The organism is Paenibacillus sp. FSL H8-0079 (genome assembly GCF_037991315.1).
Classification (GTDB): Bacteria; Bacillota; Bacilli; order Paenibacillales; family Paenibacillaceae; genus Paenibacillus.
Genome location: NZ_CP150300.1, coordinates 5,268,264 through 5,280,321, shown reverse-complemented (window position 1 = coordinate 5,280,321; position 12,058 = coordinate 5,268,264). Strand labels below are relative to the sequence as shown.

The 12,058-nt window shown below is 45.9% G+C and carries 11 protein-coding genes and 1 pseudogene; 8 read left to right on the top strand and 4 right to left on the bottom strand.

All coding sequences use genetic code 11. The annotated features are described in order from the left end of the window. Window positions 1-38: 38 nt before the first annotated feature. Both MHI06_RS23615 and MHI06_RS23610 read left to right on the top strand, forming a co-directional pair. Window positions 39-263, top strand: a complete 225-nt coding sequence (locus MHI06_RS23615) for a helix-turn-helix transcriptional regulator (RefSeq protein ID WP_017692532.1) — start codon at window positions 39-41, stop codon at window positions 261-263. Window positions 264-596: 333 nt separating this feature from the next. Then, the gene (locus MHI06_RS23610; protein ID WP_340399289.1) at window positions 597-1,127 is read left to right on the top strand and encodes a DUF4303 domain-containing protein; all 531 of its coding nucleotides are present in this window, start codon (window positions 597-599) and stop codon (window positions 1,125-1,127) included. A 121-nt stretch (window positions 1,128-1,248) separates the two neighbouring features. On the opposite strand, the gene MHI06_RS23605 is transcribed toward MHI06_RS23610, so the two are convergent. Next, window positions 1,249-1,596 carry a hypothetical protein gene (locus MHI06_RS23605; RefSeq protein ID WP_340399288.1) on the bottom strand — a complete coding sequence of 116 codons (348 nt, stop codon included), beginning with the start codon at window positions 1,594-1,596 and terminating at the stop codon, window positions 1,249-1,251. Between the two features lie 212 nt (window positions 1,597-1,808). Between MHI06_RS23605 and MHI06_RS23600 the strand changes: the two genes are divergently transcribed. From MHI06_RS23600 to MHI06_RS23575, 6 genes and pseudogenes are all read left to right on the top strand, one after another. Continuing rightward, window positions 1,809-2,678, top strand: a complete 870-nt coding sequence (locus MHI06_RS23600) for a MurR/RpiR family transcriptional regulator (RefSeq protein WP_340399287.1) — start codon at window positions 1,809-1,811, stop codon at window positions 2,676-2,678. A gap of 3 nt (window positions 2,679-2,681) precedes the next feature. Next, window positions 2,682-3,410 (top strand): glucosamine-6-phosphate deaminase, encoded by a 729-nt coding sequence (gene nagB / locus MHI06_RS23595; RefSeq protein WP_340399286.1) that lies wholly within the window; start codon window positions 2,682-2,684, stop codon window positions 3,408-3,410. Then, entirely contained in the window at window positions 3,407-4,627 is a 1,221-nt protein-coding gene (nagA, locus tag MHI06_RS23590) for an N-acetylglucosamine-6-phosphate deacetylase (RefSeq protein ID WP_340399285.1), read from the top strand. The genes nagB and nagA overlap by 4 nt, the downstream gene beginning before the upstream one ends. Window positions 4,628-4,791: 164 nt before the next feature. Continuing rightward, window positions 4,792-5,163 carry a hypothetical protein gene (locus MHI06_RS23585; protein ID WP_340399284.1) on the top strand — a complete coding sequence of 124 codons (372 nt, stop codon included), beginning with the start codon at window positions 4,792-4,794 and terminating at the stop codon, window positions 5,161-5,163. Window positions 5,164-5,484: 321 nt separating this feature from the next. Then, window positions 5,485-5,802, top strand: coding sequence for a transposase (locus tag MHI06_RS23580; RefSeq protein ID WP_340399283.1), 318 nt, complete (start codon window positions 5,485-5,487; stop codon window positions 5,800-5,802). A gap of 20 nt (window positions 5,803-5,822) precedes the next feature. Further along, window positions 5,823-6,677 (top strand): annotated as a pseudogene (locus tag MHI06_RS23575) (IS3 family transposase); the annotation flags it as partial. A gap of 525 nt (window positions 6,678-7,202) precedes the next feature. Here the strand turns inward: MHI06_RS23575 and MHI06_RS23570 are convergent. The 3 genes from MHI06_RS23570 to MHI06_RS23560 form a co-directional block, all read right to left on the bottom strand. After that, a complete protein-coding gene (locus MHI06_RS23570) occupies window positions 7,203-8,789 on the bottom strand; it encodes an oleate hydratase (RefSeq protein ID WP_340399282.1) in 1,587 nt (528 codons plus the stop codon). 154 nt (window positions 8,790-8,943) lie between these two features. Next, complete coding sequence (locus MHI06_RS23565) at window positions 8,944-9,519, bottom strand: TetR/AcrR family transcriptional regulator C-terminal domain-containing protein (protein WP_340399281.1); 576 nt, start codon at window positions 9,517-9,519, stop codon at window positions 8,944-8,946. A gap of 1,093 nt (window positions 9,520-10,612) precedes the next feature. Further along, window positions 10,613-11,968: a dipeptidase gene (locus tag MHI06_RS23560; RefSeq protein WP_340399280.1), complete on the bottom strand. Its 1,356-nt coding sequence runs from the start codon at window positions 11,966-11,968 to the stop codon at window positions 10,613-10,615. Window positions 11,969-12,058 lie beyond the last annotated feature (90 nt).

Sequence of the window (12,058 nt, the reverse complement as noted above, 5' to 3'; positions counted from 1 at the left end):
TGTTACACCAACACAACCCGAGCAAGGAGGGGTGAACATTGAAGGGTATCGATCATAAAAGCAAATTTTTGTTGACCCACCGTGAACGCGAAGTATTCGAATTACTGGTTCAAGACAAAACAACGCGTGACATCGCAGGGCAGTTATTCATCAGCGAGAAAACGGTGCGTAACCATATTTCGAATGTGATGCAGAAACTCAATGTTAAGGGTCGTTCGCAGGCAGTTGTCGAGCTGATTAAGCTTGGAGAACTGAAGATTTAGTTGCGAATTGCAGTTAGGATTAAGTAGCAGCATGAAAGCCTTTCTCTATTCTTTATCATGAAGAATGGGGCAAGGCTTTTTTGCTGTTATAGACCATGAATTAAGGGAGTTAACAATAAATTGAGGAAGGATTGAAATGTAGCATCGCTTGTTTTCATTATTTTAGTACACCATAATGATGATTACATATATGAAGCAGATAAGGCAGTAGGTACTTGAAAGTGAAACGTTGGTCTGAACGATAACAGTGACCAGAAGGTTATTCTGTCAGCGAAGTGGCAAGTGTAACTATTCGGTATTTCAACTTATAATAAAAATGAAAGGATGAGCTGAGTGGAACGCTTTTTAAGTGAATTTGAAATTCAATTTCGAGCGGGGGTTCTACCCGATCTGGAACAAACACTGGCTAAGGTGAAGCATGAAAAAGTATATGCTTGTGCATTTGGAACGGACAGTGATTGGGTTACCTTGTTTTTGGCGGTGAATACAGAGGAATCTCTGGCTAAGCATATTTCGAGTATGAAAGAGCAAGGGCTGTGTGATAGTGAGGAGGACGAGATCTATTACAGATGGGGCTGCTCCGAATATCAATATGGTGAGGATACGCACTTTAACCATATCAGCCGATTGTTGTATGCAACAGAAGATGTCCAGAAGTATAAAGATGAGATCATTCGAATCATTGCCAAAGTTGTGAATGAGACATCAGATGAAGTTTTTGCCCGATATGGTCAAACCAAAGCAGACATTACGTTCTTCGTTTCTCTCACAGATGACGATTTGGCGGAGGAGATTGAGAATCAATCGGTTCATCAAATGACTGTACCCAGCTTAGCCAGTAAGTTCTTAAAACGATATGAATGAATCAAAATGAATTGAATCGTTGTACCGCGAAAGTCTTTCCTTTTCTTTATCCAAAGAAGGGAAGCGGCTTTTTTATTTTAGCGGAAAAAATGAAATAACCGAATTCATATCACTTTATCACTTATTGATTCCTATTCATTTGAAGGAACGTTCTCCATCTTTTCTTCGAAAATGGCTGATAAAAGAGCAGCTCCAATTCCTCGAATTGTGCTTCGTTCAGATGAAGATGGAGCGCTCTTTTCGCAATTTTGGCGGCAGGTTGGGAAGTGGATTTCTGCCCTCCAGCTTTTCGTTTGATCGGAATATGAAATTGCAGTAGGTCTTCGAGCTGATTCCAGCCTTCCCAACTCAATCGACCTCCGCGTTTCCAGTCGATAGCATAGAGGGCATAATAGGCGCGTCCTTCTGTTTGTTTGGTAGCAATAATCCAGGTGGAAGGAATGAGCTTTTTCCGTTGTCTTCGATTCATTAGAATTGCACCCCTCTCGATTCTCAATATAAAGGATATCCATGATTTGGAGCAAGGAGATGAGGGTCTACCCACACGTTGAGCATGAATGCGAAAGTCGTGTGAAATTCCTCTTGATTTGCAGGATCGTCTTGATTAAAATGAAAATATAAAAATGATTTTCTTATATAATATAAAATAAATAAAAATAATTTTCATAAAGTGAGGTCCTCATGGCAGCCATATTACGTGCGTTGCAGCAAGAATTGAATAACCTTCCGTCTCAGGAGCGACGTATTGCCGAAGTCATTATGCATTCTCCATCGGACATTCCCGGCTGGACGATTAGTCATCTGGCAGAGCGGAGTGGAACGAGTGCGGCGACGGTGACCCGCTTTTGCAAGTCGTTTCATTTCAAAGGATTTCCCGATTTCAAAATGAAACTCGCCGCAGAATTATCCCACGCTTCCGATGAAACGGCATATCAGGATATCGTCGCCGGCAACCCGTTATCCAAAATTGTTGAAGCTATCGAAGCCAATCACCTTGCATCTATTGCAGACACCACCCGTTTACTGGACTTGGGTAGATTGGAGCATGCCGTTCAATTATTGTGCCGGGCTCGCCGCATCGATCTGTACGGTGTGGCTACCTCGTCGATTGTTACGCAGGATTTCTATCAGAAACTGGTGCGGATCGGCAAAAGCTGTACGGCTTTCTCCGACTCACACATGCAGATTACATCCGCATCTTCGCTCGCTGAGGGAGATGTGGCGATGGCCGTATCCTATTCGGGCGAAACACCAGAAACCATCGATGCCCTGCATTGTGCCAAAGAGGCCGGAGCTTCTACAATTTCACTGACTTCCTATGGAAGTAACACACTCGCAACGGTATCGGATATCCCACTGTTCACCTCTTCTCTGGAAGAAGGCATGAGGCGCGGAGATATGGCTTCACGTATTGCACTGCTGCATGTGGTCGATATTTTGTTCACAGGCATGGTAAGTGCCGACTTCGACCGTTTTATCCCCAGACTGGAACAATCCTATCACAACGTGCAGTCCTATCGATTCCAACACAAACACAACGGAGGTGCCTGACAGATGAATATCCGCATTTTTGAAAATGAAGAAGATTTGAACGCCACAGGTGCTGGCCTCATTGCCAGCTTGTTGCAGACCAAACCACGGGCTGTATTGGGGCTTGCGACAGGAAGTTCTCCTGTGGGCATATATAAACAGCTTATCACGTTGTACCAGAAGGGGCTTGTCAGCTTCTCACAGGCTTCTTCTTTTAATCTCGATGAGTATGTTGGACTTCCAACAGAACATCGCGAAAGTTACCGCAGTTTCATGAACGAACAATTATTCCATCATATTGATATGGATCTTGCTAGAACGCAAGTGCCTGATGGTCAGGCTGCAGATCTGGAACAGGAATGTAATTCCTATGAACAGCGGCTGGACGATCGTGGACCGGTAGATCTTCAACTGCTGGGCATCGGACATAATGGTCATATTGGCTTCAATGAACCGGGAACTGAACTTACAGGACGAACACATGTCGTGGATCTGAAAGACGAGACGCGAAAGGCAAACGCACGTTTCTTCGACAGCATTGATGAAGTTCCGGCTCAGGCGATTACGATGGGTGTCGGTACCATTTTGAAAGCCAAACAGATTCTGCTCATTGCCCGTGGAGAGGAAAAAGCCGAGATTATCCGTGAAGCTTTCATGGGTCCAATCACAACGGCCTGTCCTGCATCGCTTTTGCAATGTCATCCAAATGTGGTGGTATTGCTGGACCGTGCGGCAGGGAGGCTGGTGAGATGACCGAGGAGAATAGCCATGTTAGCTGGGGCCAGCGTGATGAAAATATTTCTCTTCTTCGGGGCAAGCTGCTCTTTGCAGATGAAATACTGGAAGACGGTGTAATAGCCTGGAGGGATGGGGAAATCCTTTATGCCGGGATACCGGAAGGTCTTCCTGAACGGATTCGGAGCGAGGCTTTGCCGCTGTCAGTACCGGAACGTGGTCTCATTGTGCCTGGATTCATTGATATCCATGTGCATGGTGGGAACGGAGAAGACTTTATGGACGCAAGCCCGGAGGTGTTGGACAAGATCACTTCTTTCCATAGTACGCAGGGCACAACAGCGATGCTTGCGACTTCCATGACCGCTCCAAAAGACCGCCTGGACAGCGTACTTGCTGAAGTCGACCGCTATCGTTCGAGTGAAATGCCATATGCACAACTTGAGGGTGTGCACCTGGAAGGTCCGTTTTTTAGTCCGAAATGGCCTGGCGCGCAAAATCCAGAACACATCATTCTGCCTGATGTATCTTGGCTTGAAGCGTGGGAGAAGCAATATCCTAGCCTAATCCGTCAAGTTACATTGGCACCGGAACGTGAAGGCGCGCTGGAAGTCATCTCGTGGTTACGTGAACAGCGGATTACAGCGGCACTCGGTCACACCGATGCGACCTATGAAGAGGTGGAGCGGGCAGTCGAGGCAGGACTGCATCATGCGGTACATACATTCAATGCCATGACACCGTTGCATCACCGGCTACCCGGAGCTGCCGGAGCTGTACTGAGTGATCCACGTATCAGTGCCGAGGTGATTGCTGATGGTATTCACGTGCACCCTGCGGCGATCTCGATCCTGGCTCAGCTGAAGCAACATAACGATCAACTTGTGTTGATCACGGATGCCATGTCTGCTGCGGGATTGGATGATGGGGAATACAAGATCGGCGACCTGCCCGTAATCGTGAAGCATGGCGAGGCCAGACTGAAGGACGGCGGCGCACTGGCGGGAAGCACACTGACAATGATTCGCGGTTTCCGTTACCTTGTACAGGAAGTGGGCTTGAGTCTGAACGCTGCATCACGTGCAGCAAGTCTGACCCCGGCACGCCTGCTGGGCATTGATCATCGGACAGGTTCCCTTGCTCAAGGCAAGCAGGCAGATATCGTTTTGCTGAATGCGGAGCTGGATATTGAGGGTGTGTGGGTGAAGGGCAGACGGATCGGAGAGTCATATTAGATTTAGGAAATTAGTATCGTGCTAATAACTCTCATTTGTGATGCATCAGTCTTCGGAGTTAAAACTTGGCTTTTATCTGTGTAGAGGCAACACCTTGCACAATATGTTAAAATAGATCTCAAAAAGACGGGATCTGCGGATCACGCATAACGGAGGCGTGAAACATGGAACGTAACGCTATGCTCGAACATGATCCGTTCATCACAGTGTTGGCGGAGAAGTTGCACATACACGGATATTATGCCTTTTATGGCGAGCATTACAATGAGACCGATATGGAGCAGTACCGCAGGCATCTGTTCACATCATTCAGCAACATCGTATGGGTAGAGCTGGATGCACGCAAAAAGTATATGATTGTTGATCATCGTGGACGCAACACGGTCATGAAACTGATCGAAGGTATGCTGAACACCCGCAGAACGCTGCGAGCGAATCAGGCAATGGCAGGTACGGACACCACTGGAGTCCAGCAGGAGATCGCACATTTATCCAAGCTTGTGCACATGTTGAAATTTACGACTTTCCGCACATAAGCGATGAGTAACAATGAAAAAATGAAAAGTAACACCTAGAATAATAAGAACAACCACCACAAGAGTATACATGAGTAACTAGGAAGAGTTATAAGTTAAGTTTCAAGAAAGAATAGACCAGGATCTCGACAACAAGACATGACAACGAATGCATCTCATAATTAGTCATCTCCGAAGGGGCGCTCAGTTCTAACGAATCTGTGAAGCCTTATTCCAATGATTTTGCTGTCATACAAAATGTAACGAATCTCATGGAGCTAGAATAAAAAGTGGACACCCGTTAACGGACGGAAGGATAATGAGACTAACGGAGGTGTCCACATGGGAGAACAGCGGCAACGATATAACGAAGAATTCAAGAAACAAACGGTCAAATTCATTCAAGAGCAGACGAAGACACTTGGAGATTTGGCAGAAGAACTCAACATTCCAAAAAGTACGTTGCACCAATGGATGAGTAAGTACCGCGAACTAAAACATGAGCCTGTTGCCAGCGTAGATCGAGTGAAACAACTGGAAGCAGAACTCCAAGAGATGCGCCGGTTGCTTCAAGAGAAAGAGCACACGCTCGCGGATACACAAGAAGAACTGGCGATTGTAAAAAAAGCAGTGCACATCTTCAGCAAACCAAAGAGCTAAGATTTCAGTTTGTAGAAGATCATCGCTCCGAGTTTTCTTTGGAGAAGATGTGCAGAACCTTTCAAGTATCACGGAGCGGATATTACAAATGGCGAATGGACCAAACCAGCAAGCGGCAGAACCGAAAAGCCGAGGTCATGAAGCGTATTCGCTATCATTTTTACGACCACCAGATGCGGTGCGGAAGCCCTAAAATTACGTATCTGCTCCATTTAGAAGGGTTGCGAATCTCTTCCCGTACCGTCAGTATATACATGCGTCAAATGAATCTACGTTCTGTGGTCATGCCCAAATATCGCGTTCAGACGACGGATTCCAAACACGACAATCCTCTTGCGCCAAATACGCTGAATCAGCAATTTAAAACGTCCAAACCGAATACGGTATGGGTTACCGACATCACCTACATTCCTTGCCGAGGAGGTCGTCTATATCTCGCCAGCGTTCTGGATTTGTGCACACGTGAAATTGTAGGCTGGCGTCTATATAACCATATGGAAACCAGTTTGGTGATGGGTGCACTGGAGGAAGCTTACAAGGCCAAACGCCCCGCTCCGGGATTACTCCATCACTCGGATCGCGGCTCTCAATACACGTCAAAAGAATACGTGGAGCAACTAAAATCATACGGAATGGAATCAAGCATGAGCCGCCGAGGAAACTGTTATGATAACGCCTGTATTGAGTCATGGCACAGTATTTTAAAGAAGGAACTCATTTACTGCAATCCTCGTTTTAAGACGCCGGAAGAGGCTTATACTGCCATCTACCAGTACATTGAGTTCTATTACAACCGCAAGCGAATGCATGGCGCGCTAGGGTATCTTTCCCCTGCTCGTTTTGCGATGAAATTTACGGACAAATCCGCAGCGTAGTGTCTACTTTTTTGACATAGGTCCATCAGACACGTTATTTAGTACAATTTAGCGATATTCTGCTACCCAAACATGCTTTAAGCACAAATAAGGTGTCTACGATTCGTTAGATTTTCAAACCTGCGAAATTTCAAGTAATAAGGCTTGTGAGGTCTTTAGACGACTGTTGGCAATCTCGATGAAAGCTATGTGTTGGACTTAGATAGTAAACGAGTAAACGAAAGAGAGAGTCCTGTCCTAGCTGACGGAACTCTCTCTATTTTCTTTATACAACGACTTTTCAGTTCAGCAACAACCATATTCACTCATTTACTCGTTCAACGGGGATGCAAGCTTCTGAAGCTAACTCATGTAGTAACTCATATCTTACTAACTTGGCACAATCAATAGAATTAAGATAACTAAGCTTCCTAAAGATCACAAAGTTACACACCGCATCCTACAGATATCTCCAAAGATCTATCCCCATCCACCGATCAATCCAACCATTCCTTCATCCTATGTCTGAATCCTCTATATAAGCAGTCATCTAAACGAAGTCACAAAACTGCTGAACAGCGTCCGAACATCATACTGATACTTATTGATCGGCTCAATCGGCCGGTTCTCTCCGAGAAGAGTGTAGACGGCGATCCGTGCTGCCCGTACCGAATATTCTTCCGTGAATACCACGTCATCGGCAATTTCGCAGAATTGGCTGATGAAGGCCAGGTTAGTGGAACCTTCAGGCACAACCTTTGGTCTGTCGCTGTTCAGTCTAGGCATGAATTGGGCTGTAATGTAAGGCATCATGCATGGAATGCAGTTGGCGGTAGCCATGATGGCCTCTTGATGTTCCTGGAAATGAAGATGGCCGATCAACTCCTGCATAATTTCTTCCCCAGTACAATCGCACATTCTTTTCTTCACGTAATCGCCCACGTTATCCGGGTATAATCCGTATCCCCAGAATACGTTGACATGCTCCGGCTGGTCGCGGAAATGCGGTTGAAAGGCCAGAACGACAGACATGAACCAGCTGGAATCCTTGAAAGTAACCAGAGCCCCGGTGCCTGCCCGATTGCGCGTAAATTTCTCCATCAGATCGAAGAAGACCGAATCCTGGAAGGTGACCGTAAACGATTCCCATTTGGACTCATGCACATGATCATTAAAAGAAGAAGGATTGCCTAGCATCGGTTTCTTGGCGGCAATGTTCTCCCATAGCTTCCATGAGCTGCCCTTGCCGTTCAGTTTCGGTGCGGAAGTCATGGAGCCGATATCGGCCCCTTCGGTCATCGAACCATTTGTGACAATGACGAGATCGCCTTCATGAATGTCGATGATCTCCTCGGTACCTTCGCGTCGTACATGCATCCGACTTACCGTAATGCCGTCGCCGTCTTTGAAATCCAGATCGGTAACCGTACATTTCAGCGTGAAATCTACGCCAAACGGCTCCAGGTAGTTGTGCAATGGCAGGATAATCGAGTCATATTGGTTGAACGGTGTGCGGGTGACACCTTCCAGCGTTTGAATTCTTGGGAATTCGTGAAAAAAGCGGAGCATGTATCTTTTGAATTCCACGGCGCTATGCCAAGGTTGAAACGCGAAGGTGGTCGCCCACATATACCAGAAGTTCGTTTTGAAAAAATGAGGGCCAAACCAGTCGTTGATTCGCAATTTACCCAGCGTGTCTTCAGGAGTAATAATCAGTTTTCCCATCGCCAACCGGTCCGCCATATCAAAACCCATGGAGAGCACGTCTTCGACCTTGCCGTCACGGTTGATGAGCCGCGCATTGGAATGTGTGGGATTGGCCTCGTCAAATTCGGTGATTTCCTGTCGGACAGATATGCCCGGACGGTCGATGGAAGGGATGGAAGCCAGCAACTCCCACAGATTCTCATAGGCCTCGTCATTGAGCATCCGCCCGCCGCGGATGATATAACCTTGATCGGGATTACCAGCACCGTCATTGCTGCCGCCGAGAATCGGCATTTCTTCGATAATGTGAATGTGTTCTCCGGGAAAGTCACAATCTCTGACCAGATAAGCTGCACCCGCCAAAGATGCAATGCCGCCGCCTACAAAATAGACCTGTTTATTACCATGTTCTTTCTTCACGATCATTCGCCTCCAAAAGTTACTGTAATCACATCTCTAATGTAAACCTTGCAGGTTCCGTGAGGTATGATCAAAAGAAAGAGAGTGTCCAATTTTTGGTCACTTTTGGAAAAATGTCTAAAACCTAGGCTTAGATCACGTATGAAAAAGCCGCGCATCCTTAAGTGGATGGCAGCTTATTCTCATACCTGTGCAGTGCCCTCAGGACATTGCCTTCAATTAGCTCACTGAGCTTCTCAATTATCTGTTTTGGCGGTTCTTGCATATCGCCTCTCATCCATTGAATGATCAGCCCAGTGAAGGCCAGGGTATAGAAGTTGGCGACGAACTCTTTGTCTTCTCCGCGGACCTTAATCCCACAGGCGAGTTCATCAATAACACCCATGATGAGATCGTGGGTTACTTCATAGAGGTATACATCCAGGTGGGTACGCCCGAGCGAGTTGAGTGTGTTGCAGCAGAACGTTTTGTTGTTCTCAATGTAACAAAATATTTTATAGAAACCGTCCGTCCATGTGCTGTAGCTTCGGTACTCCGTAAGACTCTCCACCGCTTCAGTCTGATAGATCCACCCAAGCAGCGCGTAAATATCCTGAAAATGATAATAAAAAGTTTGCCTGTTCACGCCGCAATGATCAACCAGATGTTTGACCGTAATCTTGTTCAGTGGAGTATGCTCCATCAGTAATTTAAGCGAGTGAGCCAGCGCATTTTTGGTCAGGTTAGAAGCAGACACAACATTCACCTCATCATTTTGGATTAGCTTGCTGGGGTATAACAGCAGGTAAACACCTCATGGCAAAAATTCCGCGCCGAAGTCGCTAAGCACAAACAAGTCAAAACGCAGGAATCCCGAAAGATCCTCCCATCCACAAAACCCCTGTATCTATTGACTATCTTCGAAACACCATCTGCCGTAACATACTCCATAAGGGTGCATTCTAAATATCAATCGATTCAAACAAACCTCCAAGGGCCACCGCTTGAGTTATCTCTATCACAACTCCTTAAAAGTTAGCCGTCGTCTAAAACCAGTCACAATAAAGCAACCGCTATAAAAGCTGAAACCTAGTGAAGGAGACCGAATCAAAAAAGGACAATAAGGTCGCGTATGTTATCTCCCATACACTAAACCATTAAAACCGAGACTACGTCTATAAAATCAGTCATAGGAAGAACGATAACGAAATGATCGAGAAAAACCAAAAAAATTGTTCAGAAGCCCATCGTTTCTGTGAGCTATCACACTAACCCATCCAAGTTAGACCCATTCCTTTAAAGCAGCCATGATAAAGCAAGCTGTACGTAATGATCGATACAAAATTCAAAGAAACGGCCTAATAAGGTCACCATGTTGTTATCTCTAATACACTAACCCATTTAAAAGTAAGCCTCTATCGTCTCCATCATAAAAAGCAGCCATAAAAAAACTACAATTTCACCAAAGAAACAAGAAACAAAAAAACAAAAAAACAAAAAAACAAAAAACAAAGAAACAAAAAACAAAGAAACAAAGAAACAAAGAAAAAAAGAAACAAAATAAATAACAAAAAAACGACCCGAAGGCCGTTCTTTGTTATCCCCATTACACTAACCATTCAATAGTTAGCTCAATCCTAAAATCAGTCATGCGAGAAGCTGCAACATAGTGAAGGGGACGAAATCGATTCTGAAGAAGCGGAGCGTTCGCCTTTATCCCCGGATTTCTCCCTTTAGAAAGGGAATCAAGGAAATCCGGGGATAACAGCGATCAAAAGAACGATTCGGCCCCGGAACGTCCACTCAGCACGCTCTCAAGAACTGGTTTTAAACACGATGAGCCCTAACTATTACAAACTCTTCAAGAACTGAACAATCGTCAACAACCCTTTATCAAAGTTCTCCAAGTTGAAGTGCTCGTTCGGAGCATGCAGGTTCTCATCCGGCAAGCCGAAGCCCATCATGACAGCAGGGATTTCGAGTACACGTGAGAGTTTCTCAACAATCGGAATGGAGCCGCCATCTTTGGTAAAGAGGGCACGAACGCCATACACGTGCTCATACGCATCTGCCGCTTTTTGCAGGATTGCATTCGAAGGATCAGTGTTGAAAGCAAAAGCTTTTTCGATCTGTTTCACATGCAGCGTTGCACCCGGTTGAACGTGAGCACGCAGATGTGCTTCGATACGATCCAATACATGTTGTGGATCTTGGTCCGCAACAAGGCGGCATGTAATTTTGGCATGAGCTTCCTTCGGAATAACCGTTTTGCTACCTTCGCCTTGGAAACCACCCCATACGCCGTTCAGTTCCAATGTTGGACGAGCGCCAACACGTTCCACGAACGAGTAGCCTTCTTCGCCGTACAATTGCTCCAGCCCAAGGTCTTGACGAAGCTGTTCTTCATTGAAGCCTTGTTTTACAAATTCTTCTCTCATCTCAGGAGACAGTGGCAGAACGCCGTCGTAGAAACCGTCTACACTCACACGACCTTGCTCATCATGCAACGAAGCGAGCAGGGATACGAGTGCGTGCAGTGCGTTAGGTACACCACCACCAAATGAACCAGAGTGCAAGTCGGTATTGGCTGTGTTCAGATCTACGTGAAGCGAGCAGAGGCCGCGCAGGCCAGTGGAGATCGCCGGTTTACCTTTTTCAAGCAGGGACGTATCCGAGATCAGTACCATATCTGCACGCAGCTTGTCTGTATGTTCATTCAGATAGATGGGCAAGTTCGGGCTGGAGATTTCCTCTTCGCCTTCAATGCAGAACTTGATGTTAACCGGAAGTTCTTTGTTTTCGGCGAGAATGGCTTCTACTGCCTTGATATGTAGGAAAATTTGTCCTTTGTCATCCGTTGCACCACGAGCGAACAGCTTGCCATCACGAACGGTAGGTTCGAAAGGAGGCGTCTCCCACAGGTTAAGCGGATCAACAGGTTGTACATCATAGTGTCCATAGATCAGAGCTGTCGGTTTGCCCGGTGCATGCAGGTGATCTGCATAGACAATCGGATGTCCAGCCGTTTGAATGACCTCTACGTTTTCCATACCCGCACGTGTGAGGGCATCAGCTGCCCATTGTGCTGCACGATTAACATCCTCTTTATGCGCTGAAATGGCGGAAATACTCGGAATGGACAACCATTCATTCAGTTCTGCCAGGTGTTTTTCTCTATTTTGTTCAAAATAAGTCTGTTCTTTCATTAAAAAGGCCTCCTTCATGTTTGCTTTATCTCATTGTAATCCATTTTGCCATGTTAATAAAACATTGGTTAAAAAAATGATCGGTTACAG